This is a genomic window from Salinicoccus sp. CNSTN-B1, from assembly GCF_054792835.1.
The window spans coordinates 1,157,799-1,183,366 of sequence record NZ_JBTWMN010000004.1 but is presented as its reverse complement, the minus strand read 5'-3'; the positions used below and the strand labels follow the sequence as shown (position 1 = coordinate 1,183,366).

Below are 25,568 nucleotides of genomic sequence, written 5' to 3'. Positions count from 1 at the left end.
AAAAAAGCCGCCTCAGAGGGCGGCTCATTCATTATGCGTGTTTTTCAATAAGTGCTACAAGCTGTTCTTTTGGTTGGAAGCCAACGACTTTATCTACAGGCTCCCCATCTTTGAACAGGATGAGCGTCGGAATGCTCATAACTTCATATTCACTTGCTGTAGCCTGGTTATCATCAACATTAAGTTTGGCGATGTCTGCTTTACCATCCACTTCTTGGGCTACTTCTTCGAGTACAGGTGCAATCATTTTACAAGGTCCGCACCATGGTGCCCAGAAATCCACCAATTTGACGCCGCTGTTTACTTCTTGTTTGAAATTCTGGTCATTCACTTCGATTATTGCCATTTGAAATTCCTCCAATAAGTTGAATTATGAGTTGATTATATCATGCACGTTAAGCATGCTCAATTTTACTGCCTATGCCAAAAAAGCTAAGTAGACGATGCCACCCAAAAACATGATGACACCAATTACAATCAGCACTTTGGCGAGTTTATACATATCAAAATTATCCATCAGACCACCTACTTCATCTCAACGATCGTTACACCGAAGCCACCCTCACCAGGCATGCCGCCTCTAAAGGATTTCACTTTAGAATGGGATTTCAGGAACTGCTGTACGCCTTTTTGGAGCGCACCGGTCCCCTTCCCATGAATGATTTCAACTTCATTGTAATTGGAGAGCAGGACCTGGTCAAGATAACGATCAAGTTTCTGGAGTGCTTCTTCATAGCGCTCTCCCCTCAGGTCAAGCTCCCTCTTCACTGGTGTTTTCCCTACCCGGCGTGATACGGTCCGCTGCTGTTGCTTTTCTTTCTTCCTCTTCTTGACCTCGTCGAGGCCTACCTTCATTTTGATGATGCCCATCTGTACAGTGACGGAGTCGTCATCCACTTCAAGCACTTCACCCTTTTGGCCATAGGACAAGACATCCACTTCATCTCCGCGTTCAATGCGCTCTTTTTCCTTAGCGCGCTCTTTTTTACGGATATCTTCTTGATGATAACTATCAGATAACTGTTTTTTCTGCTCTATCATTTCATGTTCCTGTATATCCGCGCCGCGTTGCTTCATGTTCTCAAGAGTTTGGATGACAGTCTCTGCGCGCGCTTCTGCCTGCTTGATGATGCGGTTGGCTGATTCGCGCGCCTCTTTTCTGATTTTTTCTTTATACTCTTCATGACTTTCCATATACGCATCCAGTTCAGCATGGAGCTGTTCTGTTTCCTTCAGAAGACGCGCTGTCTCTTCTTCATTTGCCCTGGCGGTCTTCGTGTGCCTCTCAAGTGCTGTAATCATTTCATTGACATCTTCCGAGTCACGTCCAGCAAGGGAACGTGCCCGCTCAATGACACTCTCTTCCAATCCGAGTTTATTGGATATTTCAAAAGCATTGGACTTGCCGGGGATTCCCATAAGAAGGCGATATGTCGGGGAGAGCGTCTCCACATCGAACTCGACACTCGCATTAATGGTGTCTTCCCGTGTATAGCTGAATGATTTCAATTGAGGATAGTGCGTTGTCGCTACTATGGTCGACTGCTTTGAAAGCAGATATTCTAAGATGCTGATGGCCAGGGCTGCCCCTTCTTCAGGATCTGTGCCCGCCCCCAATTCATCAAGGACTACAAGACTCTCCTCATCCGCTTCTTCGAGTATCCCGGTGATATTCGTCATATGACTTGAAAACGTCGAAAGAGACTGTTCGATGGATTGCTCATCCCCGATATCACTGAATACCTTACGGAACAGCTTTAGACGGCTGCCGTCCCTCGCTGGTATGGGTATGCCGGACTGGGCCATAAGCACGCTCAGACCAAGCGTCTTCAGTGTGACTGTCTTACCGCCGGTATTCGGTCCCGTTATGATCACAGCACGCGTTTCATCATCCATTATGATATCATTCTTCACCACTTCATCTGCCGGGATGGACGGATGGAATGCTGCGGGCAGATAAATACCACCCTCAGTCATGATATCAGGTTTTGTACCATTGATGCTTTTACCGTAACGCGCTTTGGCGAATACCAGATCAATATGGTGGAGTGCATCATCGGTCATGGATAATTCACTGCTGACTGTTGCGACTTCAGCAGACAATGCATAGAGGATACGTTCCACTTCAGATTGCTCCTCATCCTTCAAGTGCTGGATCTGGTTTGTCATCTGAACGACAAGCATGGGCTCCATATAGACAGTTTGGCCACTCGCTGATATATCATGCACGATGCCATTGAAATCACCTTGATGTTCAACCTTTACGGGTACGACATACCGGTTGTTGCGCATTGTGATGAGGTTATCCGATAACTTCTTCTGATTGTTGCCGCGAACGATATCATTTAGGCGTTCTCTTATTTTGCCTTCTTCTGCCTTGATTTTGCGGCGGATTCTAAGAAGGGCTTCCGACGCATGATCCAAAACCTGGTGGGCATCACAGGTCTCAGAAATTCTACGGTATAGGAAATGGATATCGGGAAGGCCGTTGATATAAAGGGGCAGATGCATAAGATTGATTTCATCCGCTTCAAACTCATCGAACACGCCTTCAAGCGTATGTTTACGGTTCAGCATCATCCGGATTTCATTCAATTCTGCGACGCCGAGCATGCTGCCTATCTCCGCACGCTTCAGATGACGTTTGATATCAGTGATGCCTGAAAGTTCTACTGCCCGATACCTCAGCATCGTGGACGCATCATCAACCTCATCGATCATCTGACGGACGACTTCTATATCGGTGGATATGATATCCTCACTGATGGCCTGCTTTGTCTTCTCACTCTCGGCCAGATTCCCCAACTCAGCGAGTATTTTATCGAACTCTAAAGTTTTTATTGTTCTTTCATTCATTTTAAAACCTCTGTTTTCCATTTTTGATCCATTCCCTGAATTTTTCCCTTGTGAACGTATTGATCACCTGGTCTTTTTTCACCAGACCTTTTTGCAGTGTAGCGACCCCGTATTCCATAAAATCCAAGTGATCTGTATGGTGGGCGTCTGTGTTGACCGTCAACATCAGGCTGGAATGGCGTATCACATCGGAAGATAGGTCCAAGCGTCTTGGGTTCGCGTTCACTTCGAGCACTGTCCCCGTTTCTTTTGCCTTTTTGATCAACCGTTCCATATTAACGGCATAACCGTCTCTTTTTCCAATGAGTCGTCCAGTGGGATGGGCGATATGTCTGACGTATGGGTTATCACACGCTGCTTCCAGACGCTTCATGATTTGTTCTTCAGTCTGTTGGAAACTGGAATGGATGGCAGCGATGACATAATCCAATTCACCGAGTATATCATCATCAAAGTCCAGGCTGCCATCTTTTAATATATCCATCTCGGTGCCGGTGTAAATATCTATTTCCGGATATTTCGGCCGCAAGCTTTTCACTTCCTCAATCTGCTGCCTAAGTCTTTTCTCATCCAGCCCATTTGCAACTTTAAGGCTCTTCGAATGATCTGTGATGACCATGTATTCGTATCCCTTTTCAATGCACGCTTCGATCATTTCAGAAATCGAATGGGCGCCATCACTGTAGACGGTGTGCATATGCAAGTCACTTCGAATGTCTTCTGGAGCTACAATTTCACTCACATCCATATCCACCTCTTCTCCTGACTCGCGCATCGCAGGAGGGATATAGGGCAGATTGAAATGATCGAAAAGGTCTTCTTCGGAAGAGAATGTAAGCATCTCACCGTCCTTTTCAATGCCGTACTCACTGATTTTCTCACCCCGTGATTTGGCGTTCTGCCTCATTCTTACGTTGTGTGCCTTGGAACCGGTGAAATGGTGAAGTGTAGTATGGTACGCACCAGGTGTTGTGAAACGGATATCGACATTGATCTGATCGAAGTTGTATTCGGCAACTACGGACAGCTTACGCTCACCCCTGGCAACCACCTCTTTTATGAGCGGCAGTTCCAAAAACGTTTCCGTAACCTGCTGCAAGTCGTCTGCTTCCACGATAAAATCCAAGTCCTTGCTCATTTCCTTATAACGGCGCGCACTGCCGGCGACATCAAACCGCTTGACCCCTTCCAATTCCTTTAATGCATCCGTAATCATCGCTTTAAATTTCTGAATCGTTTCGATTGGATGGCGTTCAGGACGCGTAAGCAAGTCATCGATTCCTTTGATGATGTTTTCTTCAGTCTTTTTCCCAAAACCGCTCAACGCGCTAACGTTGCCAGCCTCGCATTCCGCCCTCAACCCTTCCAAAGTAGTGACGCCAAGCTCCTTATGCAGTTTCGCCACTTTCTTAGCGCCGAGTGTCGGGAGATGCAGCAGCTGGATCAGTGACGCCGGGACAGTCGCCTTCAGATCTTCGAGCGTAGTGGAACGGCCGGTATTCACATACTCTTCAATAACTTCATTGACCCCTTTACCTATACCTTTCAGCTCTGAGAAGTCTTCGATTTCAGAAAGTGTCCTTGGATCTCGCTCTATAGTACTTGCAGCCTTGCGGTAAGCAGAGACCTTAAATGGGTTTTCCAGTGCTAATTCCATGTAGGTCCCTATGGTCTCAAGCAGATTGATTATGTCCTTCTTAGTCATGTCTACCTCCTAAAAAAGAGCCATATTCCTATGACTCACTCTGTAACCATTCTATGAATTTTTCGGAAAGGATGAATGTGTTGTCCAGCAGGAATTGAGCCAAACCGGATTCCCCTACCATCGTTTCGATGAAATCGAGCGGCACTAAGGCGATCATCGTCAAGAAAACCGCCAGTATATAGACCATTTCTATAAGGCCGAGCAAAGTGCCCACTATATCACCAACTATACCGAATACACTAATCTGTTGCAGGTAATCGAATGCGCTGACGATAAGTTGGATGATGATTTTGGAGATGATGAAGATGATGAAAAAAGCGGTCATATTATAAAACGCATGTTCAGCATTCGCCAATTCCGGCATGAGGGGATTGGTAAGCGTGTCGGAAGTTGAAGGATAGGGCATCACCATATCGAAGCGTGCAGCCAGCCTCTCATAGTTTTTAGCGGAGATGATGATGGCAGAGAGCGTTCCAATCAAGTGGAGCAGTTGGAGGACCATTCCTCTTCTGTATCCTATCACCATTCCTGCAATCAGAAGTATCAGCAGTATGAGTGTCATGATATCATTTACCCTGCTCTTCCATCTCTTCTATTAACGCCTGGTGCTTCTCAAGCAATTTGACATACTCATCCATGACATTCACTGCTGTGAGCACTGCCTTTCGCGTTGTATCCAAACCTGCATTCTTCGCTCCAATTTCCTGGATCTTCTCATCGACGAGCCTCGCTACATAACGAATATGCTGAGGGTCCTCTTCCCCAACTAAAGTATATTGTTGATCATTGATTTCGACAGCAATGCGGTTTTTATATTCTGCCATCTGACATTGCCTCCCCGTAAAAATTTCGGTTCCCATATGTTATCATTAATTTATTATACTTATGTAATCAATCTTATACAAGTATATGCATAAGAAAAAACATAAAGGTAGGATAGCCATGAACTATGACACTATGAATACGATCGGCAGCGATGAAGCAGGGGTCGGCGACTACTTTGGACCGATGACAGTCTGCGCAGCCTATGTTCCGAAGGATAAAGTCGCACTCCTCAAAGAACTTGGCGTAAGGGACTCCAAGAACTTAAGCAACAGCACAGTCAGGAAAATCGCAGGCGACATCATACATATCGTCCCGTACTCCCTTGTAATACTCGATAACCCTTCCTACAATGAAAAGATTGATCAGGGATGGAACATAGTCAAACTCAAGGCAGTGCTCCACGACCACTGCATCAGAAATGTCCATGAAAAAATGACGGATGACTGGAAGGAGGCATTGGAAGCCATTGTAATCGACCAGTTCACATCTGAAAATGCATATCGGAAATACGTCCCCACCCTTTCCATGAAGATTTGATATACCAGGAAACAAAAGCGGAATCCAAATCCATCGCGGTAGCCTGTGCAAGCATACTGGCACGCAGCAAATACTTGGAACAGATGGAGAACCTGAACCGTAACCTAAAAGCAGAGGTGCCGCGCGGTGCAAGCAACAAAACCGATGTCTTCGCTGCCAAGCTTGCAAAGAAGCATGGCTTGGAGTACCTTGATGCCATCACTAAAAAACACTTCAAATCACGTCAAAAAGTCATCGGCCTGATGAACAGCAGAAATCATGGCTGACGGTATTATTTGTATGGTGCACTTCAAAAGAGTAAAGATGCCTATGGCGACATCGTCCGCCATAGGCATCTTCATTTATCATCTGATATGTGCACCTTGTGCTTCCAGTGCCTGTACAACCGGGTTGTAGGATGCTTCCACTTCCGCATCGGTCAGTGTTTCCTCTTTATTCAGGTAAACGAGTCTCAAGGCGATTGATTTATTCCCCGCCTCCAGGCGCTCACCTTCATACACGTCAAAGACAAAGACATCATTAAGGTATTTTCCAGCTGTTTTCCGGACTGTCTCAACCAAGTCTCCAGCATGTGTCTCAGAAGGGACCACCAGCGCGATGTCCCGTGTAATGGACGGATACTTCGACAACTGCTGATAGATGATCTCCCCTTGTGCCTTCTCAAGCAATTCACCCATGCTGATTTCAAATACTGCAGCACCATCCAAATCATTCTCATTTGCATACGCAGGGTGGACTTCACCTACGAATCCGATGACAGTATCATTCTCGAGAATGATGTCTGCTGTTCTGCCGGGATGCATCTCGCTCAATCGGGAAGACGGTCGATAGGTGATATGTGCAGACATGCCGAGTTTCTCAAACACCGTCTCCACGATGCCTTTGGCTGCATAGAAATCTGCAGGCACTTTGACACCGAGCCAATCTGTACGGTGCATATCACCCGTCACTATACCAGCAAGCATTTCTTTTTCCAACGGGAGTTCCGCTTCTCCGCGCGGGATGAATATTCTGCCCATTTCATACAGTTGGACGTCTTTTTGTTGGCGGTTGCTGTTATATACCGCATTATCAATGAGATGAGGCACCAGACTGGTGCGCAGCACCGCGTGGTCTTCACTCATCGGCATCAGAAGATCCAATGTTTCGTTGACTTCCGTAAATTGTCCGGCTTGACTACGGCTTGTCAACGCATAGTTGACCGCCTGCGATAAGCCAAGCGATTCCAGTTGGTGTCTTATGATCCGGACCTTTTCTGGACATCCGTCAATTGCCCTGGAGTAATCTTCGAATACTGGGGAGCGAGCTCGGCAAAGCATCATAACCGTATATTCTTGCAATTTCCTCTGTGATGTCTGCTTTAATCTTCAAGTCATCGCGCCTTGACGGTATCGACACCGTCAACACCCCTTCTTTTTCCGAAGCAACAAGCCCCAGCTTACCTAGGACATCGGTAATCTCTTTGACGGTCAGATCCATGCCTAACCGATTATTGATGTAGTCCCCTGTAATTTCTATCGTGGAATCTTCTACATCCAGTTCACCTGCCGAGATGACTTGTGACGTCACTTTACCGCCTGCATATTTCTGCAGGAGATAAGCTGCGCGGTCGAGTGCCTTCAGTACAAATTCATGGGAAACACTCTTTTCGAAACGCGATGATGCTTCACTGCGCAAGTTCAGACGATTACTTGTCTTGCGCACGGAAAATGCATCAAAGACTGCCGATTCGATGACGACGTCGGTCGTGTTCTCTGTGACTTCAGAAAATGCGCCACCCATGACACCGGCCAGGGCAATCGGCTCATTGCCGTTGGTTACAACGATATCACTCTGCTTGAGGGTCTGTTCCTTACCATCCAGTGTCGTCATCTTTTCGTTTTCCTTGGCGTAGCGCGTCACAATCTTATCCGAGCCAATCTGCTGACGATCGAACATATGCAATGGCTGTCCGAATTCAAGCAGCACATAGTTGGATATGTCGACGATATTGTTGATCGGACGGAAACCTGCCTTGATCAGACGTATCTGCATCCAGACGGGTGAGGGATAAACTTTGACGCCTTCAACCACCCGGGCTGCATAGTAAGGGACTGCCTGAACATCTTCATTATCGACGCTCAATTCGTCATCACCAAGATGCGCTTCATCAATATTGTATTCAGGGAGCGAAACATCCCCACCGAATAGAGCACGCGCTTCATAGGCAACACCTATCATGCTGAGGGCGTCTTTGCGGTTTGGGGTCAAGTCGAATTCCATGACCTGATCATCGAGACACAATGCCCGAAGCGCATCTTCGCCGGCAGTTTTCGCCTCTTTAAAAATGAAGATTCCATCACGATATTCCGACGGGACCTGATCTTCATTGATGCCAAGCTCCTCAAGCGAACATATCATTCCTTCCGAGACTTCACCGCGTAGTTTTGCCCGTTTGATCTTCACACCACCAGGGAGCCTGCCGCCGACTTTACAGACGATGACATAGGAATCGGCAACTACATTAGGCGCCCCGCATATTATCTGGTGGATCCCATCCCCTGTATCGACTTGACATACCTTAAGGCGATCTGCCTCAGGATGCTGCTCGACTGATTGGACATGGCCGACCACCAGATTTTTGATTTCTGCCGTATAATCCTTCAGTTCGTCGACTTCGATACCGCCGCGTGTAATCTTTTCAGCCAATTCTTCTGCAGGAACATCAAGTTGTATGAACTCCTGCAACCATTCCTTAGATACTTTCATTCTTTGCACCACCATCTTCTGTCACTTTGAACTGATTGATGAACCTCAAATCATTTGTATAGAAGTGTCTGATATCTTCTATACCGTGCTTCAGCATAGCTATCCTATCAGGCCCCATGCCAAAAGCGAAGCCCGAGTATTCATTGGAGTCAAAGCCAGCCATTTCAAGGACATTAGGATGAACCATCCCTGCCCCGAGTATTTCTATCCAACCAGTATACTTGCACACATTGCATCCGTCACCCTTGCATTTGAAGCAGGAGATATCGACTTCTACACTCGGTTCTGTAAATGGAAAATAACTTGGGCGAAGGCGTATTTCACGCTCTTCCCCAAAGATTTCCTTGGCAAAAAGCTCCAAAGTGCCCTTCAAATCACTCATATGAATATTCTTATCGACCACCAGGCCTTCAATCTGAGTAAATTGGTGACTATGCGTCGCGTCGTCACTATCCCGACGATAAACTTTCCCGGGACAGATTATCTTGACCGGGCCCTTTCCTGCCGGGATTCCATCGTGCGCGCCTGGACAGGTGAAGTATGTGTTCTGAGCAACATCTCCTCAGAAATATAGAAGCTATCCTGCATGTCGCGTGCAGGGTGTGATTTCGGCAAGTTGAGCGCTTCAAAATTATAATAGTCGGTTTCCACTTCATACCCTTCTGCAATTTCATAGCCGAGGCCTATGAAAAAATCCTCAATATTTTCTATGATCAAGCTGAGGGGGTGGGGGCTGCCCAAACTAAAATCGCGCCCCGGCAGTGTAACATCAATCGTCTCTCCCGCTAGTTTAGCTTCAAGCGCTTCAGCTTCAAGCGCTTGGGTCTTCTGTTCGATGATTTCTGTTATGTGGTTGCGTGTTTCATTCACTGCCGCTCCAAATTGAGGTCGCTCATCTTTGGACAAGTTCTTCATTTCCTTCATGAGTCCTGTCACTTTGCCTTTTTTACCTAAGTATTCCACTTTTAACTGCTGTAGACTCTTTAGATCTTCTATATGGGCCACAGCCTGATCAAATGATTCCTGGACTCGTCCTATTTCTGATGTATCCATCATTTCACTCCTAAAATATAATAAAAAACCCCGCCCTTCATCAAAGGACGGAGTTTCCGCGGTACCACCTGATTTTCTGCATGACAATACAGACGCTTATGGAAAGATAAGGGATTGACCCATTGCTCCATCTGCCAGGTGAACCCTGATCCCATCCGTACCCAGCATTCCAGTCCATGTGCTGCGCTCCCTGTTTCGGAATTATAGATCATTTATGTCCGGCTTCATCTGAAGCATCGTATTCATCTTATAAAATCATTATAAATCAAACTACCAAAAAATCAAGCTTTGAAATGATGCATAATAATGCTTCCGGCAACCGCCACGTTCAGACTTTCACTATCACCGGGCATATCTATCTTCAGTTTCTGGTCGACCAATGAAAGCACTTCTTCTGAAACGCCACGCCCTTCATTCCCAAGCACTACCATGATGGGCCCCTTAGGTGAGGCTGTCCCATCAAGCAGTACTGCACCGTCGATGGCAGTTCCCATCACAAAACCCTGGAATGCATTGACTGCAGCTGTGGGTTCTGCTGTCTCGAGACGGATATGGAAGAGGCTGCCTTGCGTACTCCTTAATACCTTATCGCTGAATGGATCCACCGTATCATAGGATAAAATGATGCGATTGAACCCAAAAGCATCCGCTGAACGAATCAACGTCCCCAAGTTGCCGGGGTCTTGTACACCATCAAGGAGCAGCGTATTACCCTCTCCCACTTCAGGGGCCACATAGGAGACAGCCGCCATGACCCCTGGCGGCGTATCCAGGGTGGATAAGGCTTTCATAACAGTCCGGCTGACAGTGAGCATCTCCGTGTCCTCAAGTATCGACAAAGCAAAATCGTATCCCTCCAGAAGTATCACAGTATGGAGTGTCTGGTGATATCTGACGGCTTCTTCAACCAGATGCTCCCCTTCAATCAGAAAACGCCCTTCCTTTTTGCGATATTTTTTCATCTGCAGTTTCTTGAGGTCCTTGATGCGCTTATTATCTTTTGAGCCGATGAATGTTGGTGCTACCAAATGATTTCCTCCACAGCGTCATCATTTAGCGACCGAACGATTTCGGTCACGAGACGGACCGCATTATTGTAGTCATTCCTGTTCAGAATCGAAACATTCGAATGCATATAGCGGAGCGGTACACCGATGGAGATTGACGGCACGCCTTCGTTGGATACATGGAATGCGCCTGAATCTGTGCCTCCGCCAGTAATCGCCGACCACTGAACTGGTATATCTTTTTCTTTGGCCAATTTCTCTACGTGGCGCCTGAAGCCGACATGGCCGATATTTGAACCGTCAAGCAGCAGAACAAGCGGGCCATCACCCATCTTTCCGGTGCCATCCTTTTCGCTCATACCTGGTGTATCCCAGGAAATGCCGACATCGACTGCGATCGCAAGGTCCGGCTTCACTTTGTTCGCTGCCACTTTGGCACCCCTCAGGCCAACTTCTTCCTGTACTGTGGCTCCGCTGACAACATTGATGTCCAGATCTTCATCCTTCAATGATTCCAGCACTTCAATGGCTACACCACAGCCGAACCGGTTATCCCATGCTTTTGCCAGCAGATAATCCTTGTTCGCCATTTCTGTGAATTCACAATGAGGTGTAATCATGTCCCCGACTTTGACTCCTGCTGATTCTGCTTCTTCCTTTGAAGCAACGCCGATGTCTATGAACATCTCTTTCATATCAACGGGTTTCTTTCTTGCTTCTGGAGATAATACATGAGGTGGTTTGGAACCGATGACCCCTGTCAGTACTCCCGTTTCAGTCACCACATTCATCCTTTGAGAAAGCATGACCTGGTTCCACCAGCCACCGATCGGTGTGAATTTGATGAAGCCACTATCATCTATCTGCGTCACCATGAAGCCGATTTCGTCGAGATGCCCACCAATAAGCAGTGTGCGTGAACCATTTTTGGCATTTCGTTTACCGAACAGTCCCCGAGGTTGTCTTGGATCAGCTCGTCACTGACTGGCTCCAAATATTTTTTCATGACGTTTTTAACATCATATTCAAAACCGGAGATGCCGTTTGCATCCGTTAGACTTTTCATCATTTCAAGTTGTTTATCCATAATCGGTCATCAATCTCCTTATAATTAATTGGTCGATTTCATTCTATCATAAATTATTTCACTTTTCGTAATATAAAACTTATTAATACACATTTAGCCTTTTAATTGTTATCATCAATAGGAGAAGCATAAAGCTTGTAGAAGGAGGCGTTATAGTGATCGATATAAAACTATCCAGAATTGAACGTACAGGAAAAGAATTGGACGTCCTAAAGAAGACATACGAAAGTGAAGAAGAAGCCATTGAAATCTATAATAAACTCACTGATGAATATGCAGAACAGACTTTGCCGTTCTTCGATGAAGATGAACCCCTCATCCGATTGGACATCATGCCGCAATCTGATGGGGATCGAGGGAATAAGGAACAGAAGGAATGCTATTTCGAGTACTCGGATGATCTGATGGATATACTCTATAAAAGAATATAGGCAACATATGTAAAATGGCCGCTCCTATTCGGAGCGGCCATTTTTTAAGCATTATTTATTCAAAGCATTTTTAGCTTGTGTAACGATTTCACCGAATGCTTTTTCATCTGAAATTGCGATTTCGGAAAGCATTTTACGGTTGATGTCGATACCTGCTGTCTTAAGTCCGTTCATCAGACGGCTGTAGCTCATTCCATGCTGACGTGCAGCTGCATTGATACGTGTAATCCACAATTTGCGGAAATCACGTTTAGTCTGACGGCGGTCGCGGTACGCATACTGGCCGGATTTGATTACCTGCTGTTTCGCTGTTCTATAAAGTGTGCTTTTCGCACCAAAATATCCTTTTGCCTGCTTCAGTACTTTTTTACGTCTTTTACGGGACGTTAAACCATTCTTGACACGTGCCATGTGTGCTCCTCCTTAATTCGATCGATTATTTTATATATGAAAGTAGCTTTTTGATGCGTTTTTGGTCTGCCTTAGCAACTAGCGTCGCCTTTCTCAAGTGACGTTTCTGCTTTGTAGTCTTGTTGGCGAACAGGTGTGATGTGAACGCACGATGACGTTTGAATTTACCTGTTCCAGTACGCTTGACGCGTTTAGCATAACCTTTGTGAGTTTTCATTTTCGGCATGAGACTAACCTCCGGATTATTATTTTTTGTCAGTGATCGGTGCGACCACCAGGAACATTGAACGACCTTCCATCTTAGGTCTTTGTTCAACTGTAGCAACTTCAGACAATTCATCTGCAAAGCGCTGGAGCACTTTACGGCCGATATCTTTATGCGTGATTGCGCGGCCGCGGAAGCGGATGGAAACTTTGACTTTATCTTCCTTCGCGAGGAATTTCTTCGCCTGTTTCAATTTAGTGTTGAAATCATGGTCCTCGATTGTTGGAGAAAGCCTGATCTCTTTAACATTGATCACTTTCTGCTTTTTACGCGCTTCTTTTTCTTTAATCTGCTGCTCATACTTGAATTTACCGTAATCCATGATGCGTGCAACAGGCGGTTTGGCATTAGGCGCGACCAATACTAAATCAAGTTCTACACGTTCAGCCATCTCTTGTGCTTCGCGGGTTGGTTTTACCCCAAGCTGTGAACCATCTTGTCCGATGAGACGAACTTCTCTGGCGCGAATCTTGTCATTGATTAATGTTTGATCTTTTGCTATCTTTGACACCTCCATATAGTTTGAAGACGAACAAAAAGGGCGGGCACATATATGCGCCCGCCAACCAGTAATGAGAAATTCTGGAGTGGTATTATACCAATCCGTCGTTATCTCACTGCATGACCCGGTCACTACCTCATAGGTGTTTGCGGGTGAGAAGCGGGAGCTTCTTCTTGTCCGTTCTTATCAACTCTTATAATTCTACAGTCTTTCCCAGACTTTGTCAAGCAGTTATTTTTTCAGCCTGATTTCATCAACAAGTTCCCAGATGAAGTCTTCCCTGTCGTAAGTGTTCTGGTCCTTCTCGCCATACTTTCTGACGTTCACCTGGTTCTCTTCGATTTCCTTATCCCCGATGACCACCTGGTAAGGCACCTTCCTCATCTGGGCTTCTCTGATTTTATACCCAAGCTTTTCATTCCTATCGTCGATGCTGACCCGCATGCCGTGGCTCTTCATTTCATCTTTGAGTGCACGGGCGTAATCATAGTGCAGATCAAGGTTGACCGGAATGATTTCCACTTGCTGTGGGGCGAGCCAGAAGTGGGAATGCCCCTTATACTCTTCGGTCAGGAAGGCAACGAAGCGTTCCATAGTAGAAACTACTCCGCGATGTATCACCACAGGACGGTGCAGTTCGCCGTCGCTCCCCGTATAGGTCAATTCGAACCGTTCCGGCAACAGGAAGTCCAACTGCACTGTCGATAAGGTTTCTTCTTTGCCGAGGGCAGTCTGTACTTGAACATCAAGCTTTGGCCCGTAGAAGGCCGCTTCCCCATCAGCCTCAGTGTACTCGAGTGCCATTTCATCCACTGCCTCTTTCAGCATCAGTTCAGCCTTATTCCACATTTCATCGTCATCGAAGTACTTTTCAGTATCTTCAGGGTCACGATAGCTCAGGCGGAATGAATAGTTCTCGAATCCAAAATCGTCATAGACATCGATTATCAGTTGGACGACACGTTTAAACTCTTCTTTTATCTGATCTGGCCTGACGAACACATGGGCATCATTCAATGTCATTCCCCTGACGCGTTGAAGTCCGCTCACAGCACCACTTGCTTCGTATCTGTGCATCGTGCCGAGCTCTGCAATCCGTATCGGCAGTTCCCTGTATGAGTGCTTGCTCGATTTGTAGATCATCATATGGTGCGGACAGTTCATCGGGCGCAACACCAACTCTTCCCCATTCATGTCCATCGTCGGGAACATGTCGTCCTGATAGTGTTCCCAGTGCCCACTTGTTTTATACAGGTCGACATTTGCCAGTACAGGTGTATAGACATGGTCGTAACCTAAAGCAACTTCTTTATCGACGATGTACCGTTCGATTTCACGTCTGATTGTTGCACCGTTGGGCAGCCACAATGGCAAGCCTGCACCCACCAGCTGGTTGTTTTGGAATAATTCCATGTCCTTGCCAATTTTTCTGTGGTCACGTTCCTTACGTTCTTCCAATAGGTTCAAGTAGGATTTCAGATCCTTCTTATCAAAGAATGCAGTGCCGTATATGCGCTGCAGCATCTTGTTATCGCTGTCCCCGCCAATAGGCACCAGCTGTAGATAGGAGTTTGAAGGTTTTTATTTTTGATGTGGACGGAACATGCACACCACGGCACAGGTCTGTAAACTCCCCTTGGGAATAGACTGTTACGGTTTCATCGTCAGGAATCGCCTCGATGAGCTCCTGCTTATAGGGATCATCCTTGAATAATTCCTGCGCTTCACCCCTTGTCAGTTCCTTCCGCTCTATTTCCACATTTTCATCTACAATGCGCTGCATCTCTTTCTCTATTTTGTCAAAGTCATCCGAGGAAATATTCTCTTCGGTATCAAAGTCATAATAGAAGCCTTCTTCGATTACAGGGCCAACACCGAACTTCACATCGCCGTAAAGGCGTTTCAGCGCTTGCGCCATAAGATGCGCTGTAGAGTGGCGCAGCACTTCAAGGCCCTCTTCGTCCTTATTGGTGATGAGCTGGAGGTCAGCATCCCCATTAATCGGTCTTCGTAGATCATACATTTCCCCATTCACCTTTGCGGCAACGGCCGCTTTCTTCAGGCCTGGGCTTATGGATTGTGCAATTTCTTCCGGGGTTACACCCGACTGTAAATTTTGGACATTGCCATCTGGAAATTTTATTTCTATCTGCGTCATGTTTTCCATCCTTTCATCATCATAGTCTCACCAAAAAAATCGTCCCTCTACTAAATAGAGGGACGATTGACACCGCGGTACCACCCTGATTCACGAGATATAACCCGCCTTCAGCCGGAGATAACGGTCCGTGCCGTCCGGGTTTTAGCCCGGCATATATCAAGGGAGTATCTCAATCGTTTCATTATGCATGTTTCAGCACTTCATGCACTCTCTTTGAATGAATACGAAAAAGCATTGTCCTTGGCGTTTAACTGATGGAATTATATATTGATTATACTGAAGGCCGATTCAATTATCAAGCATCAACCGTTTCTGTAGTTTCTGCCTTCGAGCTGTACTTCCTCACATAATGAGCGCAACCGCTCCGTCATCCTTCGGGCTTTAGTCTCCTCCACACCGTTTTCCTTCGTCCGACTATAACGGTACTCCAGTTCTTCTATCGAATAATTTGAGCTGATGAACGTCGGGAGACCTTCGACCATGCGATAGTGGAGCAGGCTCGTAATGACTTCATCCCTCACCCAAGGGGTTACATCTTCGGCTCCAAGGTCATCAAGCATCAGCACTTGAGCCGTTTTCAGCGTCTTAAACTTGATATCTGTCGTCCCATCTTTGAAACCTGATTTGAGATCCCGGATGATTTCAGGTACATAGGCGATTATCGAAGAGACCGACTGTTCCTTCAATTCATTGGCGATGCACCCTAGCATATAGGATTTGCCGATGCCGAAACTACCATGTATATAAAGTCCTTTCGTCTTTTCTCCATCGATTATCTTCTTGCTTGCTGAAATTGCCTTTTTAATGATTTCCTGCCTGTTGGAGTTCCCATCAGAAAAACCGTATCGAATGTCGCATCTTTAACATCTTTAGGGATATGATAGGATTCGATCATCTTCTCCTTTTCCCGGAAGCGGTCTTCTTTGATTTTTGTAGGACAAGGGGAATAGATTACATGTATCCGCCCATCCCTTACATCTATCGAAGGCACATAACCTTGTGGATGATTCACACACCCACTCAGCGAGTCACATTTCTCACAGGCTAAAGATTGTTCGGCGTAGCGTTTCAATTGAAGCAGATCATTTTTAATCATTGAACGCGTAATCTCATGCTCGCTGTTTTCGATCAATTCTATAATGCGCGGATGCTTGATGAGCGATTCATAAAGGCGTTCATTATTCTCCTGCAGTTTCTTTGAGTTTTTTAAAAATTGGTTTATGGGTTCCATTAAGATCACCTAGATTTTCTGAATTCATCTATCATTCTTTGTAGCTCGGGATCATCTTTTGCTGTCTTTTGGACAGATGACGCTTTTTTCCCGTTATCGTTTTGCACGTCGCTCTTCTGTTTAGCGGATGATTTATCCATCCATGCAGGTTTCTTTTCACCTTGGCGTTCTTTGCGCCCGCCTTTTTTCGAGTTGCGTTGCTTTCTGTATTCCATTATCGATTCATAAGCTTCCTTAGCCGAACGTATCCCCTTCTCCTCCCAGTCCCTTGCAATTTTCATTGTATACGGGTAGTTCAGGTCCCCGCCCTTCTGCTGATAAACATACTCAAGAAGTAGGTTTATGACACCGCCTGGCAGACTTGTACGGGCGATTATGTCGGTGACGAGCTTCACATCATTGTCGCTTGGCCGCTGGCCGCGTATATCATTCAGCCGGTCTAAGGGGTTAATGGTTTCGAGCTGTTCTATATATGATTCCTTACCGGTGTTATCTTCAACCGCCTGTTGCGCCGGACCATCAAATTTAGGAACCTTGCCCTTGTTCTCTTTCTGATAGTATTTCCTCGCTTCATACTTCAACTGTTCTTTATCTATTCCTGCATATTGTGTTGTAGATGATAACAGTATCTGTTTTATGTCATAGGCATTAAAATTGAAAAGGATACTCAATTTGACTATAAGCATGCGTATTTCCTTCGTGAAGAACGCACGGTCGATGCGTGTCCCTTTCAGATGTGTAAATAGCACATCAAAGTCAAAATCCTCGAGGTCGACTTTTGGCCCGAGAGATTCGTTTTCCTTCCTGAATGTTTCAGTAGGTACTTTAAAGCCCTCACCACTACCTGTGTGGAACACTTCAGTGAATTTGCGCGTTACTTCAGTGAAGTTTTCTGGCATCGGTGGATATTGGAGTCGATCCTTCTTTTTATTGAAGGCCACAGCGCCCACTTGGCCATAGAGATAGAGGCTAAGCATTGGATCTTTGAAGAAGGCATCTGGTGTAAGCGGCAGCAACAGCTCGTATATGAAGCGATCTTCATGGGCGTTGTTGGACACATATGTGCGGATAAGCCCCATCGCTTCAAGCTTCTCGAGTATGCTTGAGAAGCTTGAAAGCGGCATGTTCAATTCATCCATTATCTCTCTGTGGAGCCTGGTTTCAAGTTTGCTGTAATGGTTTGAAGATTCCTGAAGGTAGATATATGACATGGTCGCTTCCTGTCCAATCAGGGGAGATACAGTTCATTTATGATATTCAGATGGGACTTTTCGAACGGTGACGGCATATAAACGATGAACTCGGTATTTGGTTTCAGCCTTTCATTGAAGTTCATTATCGTCACTGCCTTTAGCCAGATGCTTCAAGGTCTCCATGAGCTGGTCGATGTCCTTGAACTCCTTATAGACCGAAGCGAACCTTACATATGCCACTTGATCCAAGGTGATCAACGCTTTCATGACATGTTCTCCGATATCATTGCTCGAAACTTCCGATTTGTTCAAATTCCTGAGGTCCGACTCTATCTGGGCTGCTGTCTTCTCCAACGTCTCATAAGGGATTGGACGCTTTTCACATGCGCGGAGCAATCCATCCATCAGTTTCTCCCGGCTGAAGACTTCCCTGTTTCCATCTTTTTTGACTACGACCAGCGGTGATAATTCCATACGTTCAAACGTCGTGAACCTAAAACCGCACTCTTCGCATTCCCTACGCCGGCGTATCGCAGACAGTTCATCGGTATGCCTGGAATCGACCACTCTCGAACTTGTATGATGACAATTCGGGCATTTCACTATGACCACCTCTTCCTACCCAGTTTGGTATACCATTATAATACATTGAACATAAAAAGAAAGAAACTCTCGTTTCTTCTTTTCTTTCTATAGATTTTCAGCAATTTTTTCAGCGAATTCCACCACTCGGGTCGAATAACCCCATTCGTTGTCATACCATGCCAGGACTTTGACTTTATTGTCGTCCATGACCATCGTCAACGAACCGTCTATAATCGAACTTCTGCTGTCAGTGTTGAAATCACTGGACACCAGCGGTTCATAAGTGACACCCATGATACCGGCTAGCGCACCATCAGCGTGCTTCTCGAATGTTTCATTGAGTGCGTCCTTCGTCACAGGTTTTTTCAGGTCAACCACCAGATCGACAAGCGAAACGTTCGAGACAGGCACTCTCAATGCCAAGCCATGGAGTTTGCCGTTCAATTGGGGAGAACCTCACCCAAGGCTTTTGCTGCGCCAGTCGAAGTCGGTATGATGTTGTCTGCACAAGAACGTGCCCGTCTAAGGTCTTTATGCGGGTTATCGATGTTCTTCTGGTCGTTTGTGTAGGCATGGACAGTCGTCATCAAACCATTTTCGATGCCATACTCCTCATCCAGCACTTTGGCGACTGGCGCCAGGCAGTTTGTCGTACACGATGCATTTGAGAATACATCATATTTATCTATATCGAATTCTTCATCATTTACCCCAAGAACTACCGTTTGCACATCTCCGCCTTTGGCCGGTGCAGTCAGCAATACTTTTTTGGCCCCTGCTTTAACATGGGCTACTGCTTTGTCACCATGGTTGAAGGCGCCTGTCGCTTCGATGACAATATCCACACCCAAGTCTCCCCATGGCAGTTTTTCCGGATTTCTTTCAGTCGTGATCAGAATCTCTTTACCATCCATGACCAGCTTGTCTCCATTGCCTTCTATCTGCTTTTCGAATTTCCCATGTGTGGTGTCGTAGTTGAGGAGATGAGCCAGTGTTTCAGCAGGATAGCTGGCGTTCACCGCTACGAGCTCCAATTCATCTGAAGCGGCAACGATGCGAAATACCATTCTTCCAATTCTTCCCAAACCATTGATTGCTACTTTTTTCATGACGATTGCCCCTTTATGCTATACTTTTCACTGATTAGTATAACATATTGAAAGCGTGTTTAAAGGTGTAATCTGCATAAAATGTTCACTTTTCAATCTTGTCTAGAAAGTTTTGAATCTTGGCCCCTCAATTCCTGAATAGAGCCACTATTCTGAAACACGATATCGCTTCTATCGCGCTTATCCGATAGCGGCATTTGACTTCTGATTCTTGACACCGCCTCTTCTTCTGTAAAGCCATCTCTGTCCATCAACCGCTTTTTTTGCGTTTCCTCATCGACATAGACTGTTGCAGTCAAGTCGCATTGTTCATCCAACCCATTTTCGAATAATAGCGGGATATCCAAAAATACATGGCTCTCCCGGCTCAATCGTTCTTTATCCTCATTCATCATGCGTCTCACTTCAGGATGGACCAGACCATTCAATATTTGCCGCTCTTCTGGATCATTGAAAATGATCGCCCCCAACTTCCTTCTGTCTATTTCGCCGTCCGGCCCTGCAATGTCCTCCCGAAGTGATCGAGTATCCCTTTATAGGCAGGGCCATCTTGTGCAGTCGCCTTTTTGGCATAAATATCCGCATCAAGTACCGGATAGCCTTTTGATTGAATATATTCTGAAGCGGTCGACTTGCCACTGGCAATGCCTCCGGTCAGACCGATAATGTAGTTCATTGGATCACCTCTGACAATTTGTACAATAAAATGTATTTCTTCCTGCTATCGTTTTTGTTTTGAGAGGCGCCTCACAGTCCGGGCATACCTTCTTCTGGTAGACTTTGAACCGGTCCTGCATGCTGCCCCTCTCCCCCGATATCCCTCTATAATCCGAGATTGTGGAACCACCACGGCTCAGTGACAGCTCAAATACTTCAACAATCGCCTGGTGCAACTTGGTTAATCGTTCAACTGAAATATTCCCCGCCTTCCGGACGGGGGAAATCCCTGACATGAACAATGCTTCTGAAGCATAGATGTTGCCGACACCTGGTATGACCGTGCTATCCATTATCAACGCTTTGATCGCTTTATTGCTTCTGCTGGGATCTTTGATCTTCTCAATGAATTCAGCAAGACTATCCGGATGCGTATACTCCAGGGCCATCCTTTTAAAGGGAGGGAAGTCACTCATCCTGTCGACGGTCGACATTTCCCCAAAGCGTCTGATGTCACTGTAGACAAGAGACTGTCCATCTGATAGTGGCATGGACACTTGCCAATGCCTACGGTAATTCAAGTCTTTGATCTGTTCTATCGAGTCGGCCACAAAGAAAGCACCCGACATGCCGAGATGCGAAATCAGATGGAATATGCCCCCATCTTTTTCCATGATGAAGTACAGATATTTCCCGCGCCTTCCTATCTTTTTGATATGGGCACCATCGACTTTCTTTTTAAATGATTCAAGATTTTCTTTAATTATGGTTCTTCGGCCAACCTCATGCCCTTTATATATATAGTCAGAGAAAGATATGGCACCGATCCCCTTCTCTTCCACCGTCCGTTCTAGAGAACGCTTGACCAATTCCACTTCTGGTAATTCCGGCATTCTTCCACCTACTTCACTTGATACCAATCACTGCCATAACCATAATCCACATTGAGCGGTACACTGAGTTCAATCGCATTCTCCATAATGCGTCGAATAACTGGGATGAAATCCTCCACTTCATCTTTTGGCACATCGAAAATCAGTTCATCGTGGATTTGCAGCAGCAGTTTTGCATCATATTTTTTTGCCTCTTCAGATTTGTCATATTCCACCATTGCCAATTTTATTATATCGGCTGCTGTACCCTGGATTGGGGAGTTCATTGCAGTGCGTTCTGCAAAGCTTCGTGCATTGAAGTTCTTGCTATGGATATCAGGTATATACCTTCTGCGATTGAGCATTGTCTTCACATAACCATCACGTTTGGCATCCTGTATGATCGACTTCATGAACGCCTTGACCTGTGGGAATGAATTCAAGTAATTATCAATGAAGGTTTTGGCTTCTTTACGGGTGATGCCAAGGTTCTGGCTCAATCCATAGTCACTTATGCCATAGACGATGCCAAAATTCACCGCCTTCGCATTCCGCCTCATGTTCTGCGTGACATCCTCTTTATCGACTTTAAATACTTCCATCGCAGTTTTAGTATGGATGTCGGTATCACTTGTAAAGGCATTGATCATCGTCTCATCTTGAGTAATGTGTGCAAGCACCCTCAATTCAATCTGTGAATAATCAAGAGCCAACAGAACATGATTTTCATCTTTTGGCACGAACGCTTTACGGATCTTTCGTCCTTCGTCTATCCGTATCGGGATGTTTTGAAGGTTCGGTTCAACCGACGACAACCTGCCTGTTTGGGCCAATGTCTGATTGAATCGAGTGTGGATCTTCGAATCTCCTTTAATTTCCCCCTGGAGTCCAATCACGTATGTGGACTGGAGTTTGGCTAAGGTACGGTAATGCAGTAGATGCTCAATGATTTCATGTTTATCCTGTAGCTGTTCCAGAACGTCCACTGCAGTGGAATAGCCCGTTTTAGTTTTTTTGATGACAGGCAGATTCAACTTTTCAAACAGAATATGCCCCAACTGTTTAGGCGAATTGATATTGAACGACTCTCCGGCCATCTCGTATATGGTACTTTCGATTTCATCCAGCCGTTTCTGTATGTCCTTCTCCATTTCCTCAAGCCGTGAAGCATCTACTTTGATGCCCCTGTATTCCATATCAGCAAGAACCTTAGCCAATGGTATTTCAAGTGTTTCCCAGAGTTCATGCATCTCATCTCTTCTTAAATATTCCTCCATCGGTTCTCTTACCTTATGGATGGCCATTACCTTGTCATTAAGAAACTTTTCATGTTCTGCACCGGTCGGGGTTACAGCTTTCTTGCCTTTGCCGTAATGATAATCATCACTTTCTATATTGACCGCGAAGTCAGCAGCGGTCTCCGCCACATCAATGATCTTCTTGGAAGGATCCAGAAGGAAACTGCCGAGCATGATGTCGGAATCAAACCCTTTGAAATGAATGTCCAAATGCCTAAGCAGCCCCATTTGCCGCTTGATGTCATAGACATTGATGGACTTCCTGGATGTCAGGAAATCTTCGATTGATGACGATTCCAGTTCATCGAGCGGCTTTATGAATGTGAGCGCTCCATCTGTTGCAGCAAGATACACAGGTGCATTGACGAGATAATTTTCTGCCCTTACTTCCAGATGGAAAGAAACATCACCGCCCAACTCTTCCAAGGAGTCTACTCGCTCATCTTCGAATTCGACTTTGTCTTCTGTTTCGGTTGCCTGCATATTTTTAAGCAGGGATTCGAATTCCAACTCTTTGAACAGTTCATATTTATCTTCTTCCTGGCCCTGTTCAAACTTCAGGCTGGCAATATCGAAATCGATGGGAACTTCTTTGTAGATCGTTGCCAGATCCTTGCTCATGAGGGCATCTTCGCGATACTCCGTTAAGTTTTCTTTGAGCTTCTTGCCTTTCACTTCATCAAGGTGCTCAAGCACACCTTCCACACTCTGATATTCTTTTAGTAATTTAAGCGCGGTCTTTTCTCCAATACCAGGTACCCCAGGGATATTATCCGATTTGTCGCCCATCAAGCCTTTAAGATCGATGATCTGTTCTGGCTTGAGACCATAGAGTTCTTCGATGAATGCCGGGGTATAACGATCTATATCGGAAATCCCCTTTTTAGTGTAGTAGATTGTTGTATGGTCACTGGCAAGCTGTGTAAGGTCACGGTCCCCTGTAATGATGATTGTCTCCAGGCCTTCCTTATCCGCTTTAGTGCTTAGGGTACCAATGATGTCGTCAGCTTCATATTCATCAAGTTCGTAACGTTTGATGCCATAGACATCAATCAATCTCCTGATGGGTGCCAGTTGTTCACCCAACTCGGGAGGCGTCTTCTGCCTTCCCCTTTATACTCTTCATATTGTTTATGCCTGAAAGTGGATTTGCCGGCGTCAAAGGCTACCAGAAAATGGGTAGGCTTTTCATCCGCAATGATTTTTTCAAGCAGTCTTGCATAACCAAATATCGCATTCGTATGCAGGCCGCTCTGGTTACTGAGGAGCGGCAGACCATAGAACGCCCTGAAGGCAACACTATTGCCATCTATCAGAATCAACTTATCCATTCCATTACCCCTCTCTTCCAATGGTCTTATTAAACCATTGCTTCATTAAGAATTATACATTCCAATGCAAACTTAATCCATGAAAAAGGCACAGCTTATGCTGTACCTTTATTTTACGGTGTATATTCAATTGGTGCGTTTGGTCCAAGTGGCAACCCAAGGAGCATCCAAACGATCAGCATCAGTGCCCAAGTAACAAAGAAGAAGATGGAATAAGGCAACATGACAGAAATCAATGTCCCGATTCCTACGTTTTTGTTATATTGTTGCGCAAAGGCAATGATGATCGCAAAGTATGTCATGAGAGGTGTGATGATGTTTGTCGATGAATCCGCAACACGGTACGCCATAGTCGTCAACTCTGGTGAATAGCCGAGCTGCATCATGATCGGTACAAATATCGGAGCCATCATCGCCCATTTTGCACTCGCACTACCTATGAACAGGTTGACGATTGCTGTGACCAGCATAAAGCCTATGATCAGTGGAATACCGGTCAATTTGAGGGTTTCAAGCAACTCAGCTCCATACACACCGATAACAAGGCCCATATTGGATTCTGCGAAATAAGAGACGAACTGGCCGGCGGTGAATGCCAACACGATGAACATGCCCATCGAAGCCATCGTTTCAGTCATCTGATTCGCTACATCCTTATCACTCTTGATTGAACGTGTGATCAAGCCGTAGACAAGCCCCGGTATAAAGAAGAGGATTGCAATGATCGGTACAAGTCCGTCACTCATGAATGGCGATTGGACGATTGTATCCATGTAGTTTCCGATTGAATCGTCTCCACGCATCGGTGAATTTGGCAGGACGACAAGAAGCAATGCAAGCAACGCCCCTACTACCATCGAAATGATTGCCCATGCCAATCCTTTTTTCTCGATTGGTTTCAATGGATCCATTGCATCCGTATCAGTAACGGCAGTTGAATCCTCATCTTCAGCATTGTAAGTCCCAGGCGAGGTTCTACAATCTTGTCTGAAACGAACCAGCCTACAAGAGTCAACAGGAAAACACTTGCTGCAATGAAGAAGTAGTTCATCGCAACATTCATGCCATCGGCATACTGCGAATCGATGATAGAAGCCGCCTGAATGGAAAGTTCAGCCAGCATGGCGTCTGTACCACTCAGAAGCAGGTTGGCCGAGAATCCAGCAGAGACACCGGCAAAAGCAGTCGCAAGACCAGCCAGTGGATGCCTGCCGAGGGCAAGATACAACACTGCACCAAGCGGCGGCAACACTACATATCCTGCATCAGATGCAAGTGAAGACATGATACCTGCAAAGACAAGGCCTGCTGTAATCAGGGTCTTAGGTATCGACAATACAAATCCACGTAAAGCTGCACTTATCAGACCTGACCGTTCAGCAACACCAATACCAAGCATCGTTATGAGAACGACCCCAAGCGGCGCAAAGTTGATGAAGTTATCAGTCATGCTGGAGAATATGTAACTTATCCCTTCACCATCCAGCAGGTTATTGATGGTGACGGTTTCTTGGTCCTCTCCCGGATGTTCCACTGAAATTTCAAACGCAGACAAGATTGCAGATGCAACGAGCGTAAGAAGTGCGAGAATCGCAAACAGGGTGACAGGATGAGGGAGTTTGTTACCGAGCCATTCTACAAAGTCAAGAAATTTCTGAAAAAAACCTTTATTCTTTTTACCATTTTCCATTCCCAAAATTTCCT

Annotated in this window: 17 protein-coding genes, 8 pseudogenes and 1 other annotated feature; of the genes and pseudogenes, 3 read left to right on the top strand and 22 right to left on the bottom strand. The window is 45.7% G+C overall.

Features of this window, described 5'->3' with window-relative positions:
- Positions 1 to 31: 31 nt before the first annotated feature.
- The 5 genes from trxA to zapA form a co-directional block, all read right to left on the bottom strand.
- Positions 32 to 346: a thioredoxin gene (gene trxA / locus ACYF68_RS07045; RefSeq protein WP_344702731.1), complete on the bottom strand. Its 315-nt coding sequence runs from the start codon at positions 344 to 346 to the stop codon at positions 32 to 34.
- Positions 347 to 525: 179 nt separating this feature from the next.
- Complete coding sequence (locus ACYF68_RS07040) at positions 526 to 2,856, bottom strand: endonuclease MutS2 (RefSeq protein ID WP_461046040.1); 2,331 nt, start codon at positions 2,854 to 2,856, stop codon at positions 526 to 528.
- Between the two features lies 1 nt (position 2,857).
- Complete coding sequence (polX, locus tag ACYF68_RS07035) at positions 2,858 to 4,561, bottom strand: DNA polymerase/3'-5' exonuclease PolX (RefSeq protein ID WP_461046038.1); 1,704 nt, start codon at positions 4,559 to 4,561, stop codon at positions 2,858 to 2,860.
- Positions 4,562 to 4,589: 28 nt separating this feature from the next.
- Entirely contained in the window at positions 4,590 to 5,123 is a 534-nt protein-coding gene (locus ACYF68_RS07030; protein ID WP_461046036.1) for a CvpA family protein, read from the bottom strand.
- A gap of 4 nt (positions 5,124 to 5,127) precedes the next feature.
- Positions 5,128 to 5,385: a cell division protein ZapA gene (zapA, locus tag ACYF68_RS07025; RefSeq protein WP_344702723.1), complete on the bottom strand. Its 258-nt coding sequence runs from the start codon at positions 5,383 to 5,385 to the stop codon at positions 5,128 to 5,130.
- Positions 5,386 to 5,503: 118 nt separating this feature from the next.
- Here zapA and ACYF68_RS07020 point away from each other — a divergent pair, with 118 nt between their 5' ends.
- Entirely contained in the window at positions 5,504 to 5,923 is a 420-nt protein-coding gene (locus ACYF68_RS07020) for a hypothetical protein (RefSeq protein ID WP_461046033.1), read from the top strand.
- A complete protein-coding gene (locus tag ACYF68_RS07015) occupies positions 5,920 to 6,189 on the top strand; it encodes a ribonuclease H family protein (RefSeq protein WP_461046031.1) in 270 nt (89 codons plus the stop codon). The genes ACYF68_RS07020 and ACYF68_RS07015 overlap by 4 nt, the downstream gene beginning before the upstream one ends.
- A gap of 78 nt (positions 6,190 to 6,267) precedes the next feature.
- On the opposite strand, the pseudogene pheT reads toward ACYF68_RS07015, so the two are convergent.
- The 4 genes and pseudogenes from pheT to ACYF68_RS06995 form a co-directional block, all read right to left on the bottom strand.
- A pseudogene (pheT, locus tag ACYF68_RS07010) lies at positions 6,268 to 8,671 on the bottom strand (phenylalanine--tRNA ligase subunit beta).
- A pseudogene (gene pheS, locus ACYF68_RS07005) lies at positions 8,658 to 9,727 on the bottom strand (phenylalanine--tRNA ligase subunit alpha). Before pheS ends, pheT begins: the two co-directional pseudogenes overlap by 14 nt.
- Before the next feature lie 278 nt (positions 9,728 to 10,005).
- Positions 10,006 to 10,752, bottom strand: a complete 747-nt coding sequence (locus ACYF68_RS07000; protein WP_461046030.1) for a TrmH family RNA methyltransferase — start codon at positions 10,750 to 10,752, stop codon at positions 10,006 to 10,008.
- Positions 10,746 to 11,818: pseudogene (locus ACYF68_RS06995) on the bottom strand (M42 family metallopeptidase). Before ACYF68_RS06995 ends, ACYF68_RS07000 begins: the two are co-directional and overlap by 7 nt.
- 155 nt (positions 11,819 to 11,973) lie before the next feature.
- Here ACYF68_RS06995 and ACYF68_RS06990 point away from each other — a divergent pair.
- Positions 11,974 to 12,249 carry a hypothetical protein gene (locus ACYF68_RS06990; protein ID WP_461046028.1) on the top strand — a complete coding sequence of 92 codons (276 nt, stop codon included), beginning with the start codon at positions 11,974 to 11,976 and terminating at the stop codon, positions 12,247 to 12,249.
- Between the two features lie 51 nt (positions 12,250 to 12,300).
- Here ACYF68_RS06990 and rplT read toward each other — a convergent pair whose 3' ends face one another.
- The 13 genes and pseudogenes from rplT to ACYF68_RS06925 form a co-directional block, all read right to left on the bottom strand.
- Positions 12,301 to 12,660 carry a 50S ribosomal protein L20 gene (rplT, locus tag ACYF68_RS06985; RefSeq protein WP_461046026.1) on the bottom strand — a complete coding sequence of 120 codons (360 nt, stop codon included), beginning with the start codon at positions 12,658 to 12,660 and terminating at the stop codon, positions 12,301 to 12,303.
- Between the two features lie 25 nt (positions 12,661 to 12,685).
- A complete protein-coding gene (gene rpmI / locus ACYF68_RS06980) occupies positions 12,686 to 12,886 on the bottom strand; it encodes a 50S ribosomal protein L35 (RefSeq protein WP_344702704.1) in 201 nt (66 codons plus the stop codon).
- A gap of 19 nt (positions 12,887 to 12,905) precedes the next feature.
- The gene (infC, locus tag ACYF68_RS06975; protein WP_461046023.1) at positions 12,906 to 13,436 is read right to left on the bottom strand and encodes a translation initiation factor IF-3; all 531 of its coding nucleotides are present in this window, start codon (positions 13,434 to 13,436) and stop codon (positions 12,906 to 12,908) included.
- A 16-nt stretch (positions 13,437 to 13,452) separates the two neighbouring features.
- Positions 13,453 to 13,608, bottom strand: a sequence feature (ribosomal protein L20 leader region).
- 50 nt (positions 13,609 to 13,658) lie between these two features.
- Positions 13,659 to 15,585: pseudogene (gene thrS, locus ACYF68_RS06970) on the bottom strand (threonine--tRNA ligase).
- A gap of 305 nt (positions 15,586 to 15,890) precedes the next feature.
- A complete protein-coding gene (locus ACYF68_RS06965) occupies positions 15,891 to 16,382 on the bottom strand; it encodes an ATP-binding protein (protein ID WP_461047521.1) in 492 nt (163 codons plus the stop codon).
- Positions 16,361 to 16,819, bottom strand: a complete 459-nt coding sequence (locus ACYF68_RS06960; protein WP_461046021.1) for a hypothetical protein — start codon at positions 16,817 to 16,819, stop codon at positions 16,361 to 16,363. The genes ACYF68_RS06965 and ACYF68_RS06960 overlap by 22 nt, the downstream gene beginning before the upstream one ends.
- A gap of 5 nt (positions 16,820 to 16,824) precedes the next feature.
- Positions 16,825 to 18,030 carry a replication initiation and membrane attachment family protein gene (locus ACYF68_RS06955; protein ID WP_461046019.1) on the bottom strand — a complete coding sequence of 402 codons (1,206 nt, stop codon included), beginning with the start codon at positions 18,028 to 18,030 and terminating at the stop codon, positions 16,825 to 16,827.
- 111 nt (positions 18,031 to 18,141) lie between these two features.
- Positions 18,142 to 18,615, bottom strand: a complete 474-nt coding sequence (nrdR, locus tag ACYF68_RS06950) for a transcriptional regulator NrdR (RefSeq protein ID WP_461046017.1) — start codon at positions 18,613 to 18,615, stop codon at positions 18,142 to 18,144.
- A gap of 87 nt (positions 18,616 to 18,702) precedes the next feature.
- Positions 18,703 to 19,706: pseudogene (locus ACYF68_RS06945) on the bottom strand (glyceraldehyde-3-phosphate dehydrogenase).
- 92 nt (positions 19,707 to 19,798) lie between these two features.
- Positions 19,799 to 20,382 (bottom strand): annotated as a pseudogene (gene coaE / locus ACYF68_RS06940) (dephospho-CoA kinase).
- Between the two features lie 4 nt (positions 20,383 to 20,386).
- Entirely contained in the window at positions 20,387 to 21,256 is an 870-nt protein-coding gene (mutM, locus tag ACYF68_RS06935; protein ID WP_461046015.1) for a bifunctional DNA-formamidopyrimidine glycosylase/DNA-(apurinic or apyrimidinic site) lyase, read from the bottom strand.
- Between the two features lie 8 nt (positions 21,257 to 21,264).
- Positions 21,265 to 23,864 (bottom strand): annotated as a pseudogene (gene polA, locus ACYF68_RS06930) (DNA polymerase I).
- A gap of 113 nt (positions 23,865 to 23,977) precedes the next feature.
- Positions 23,978 to 25,554 (bottom strand): annotated as a pseudogene (locus ACYF68_RS06925) (AbgT family transporter).
- Positions 25,555 to 25,568 lie beyond the last annotated feature (14 nt).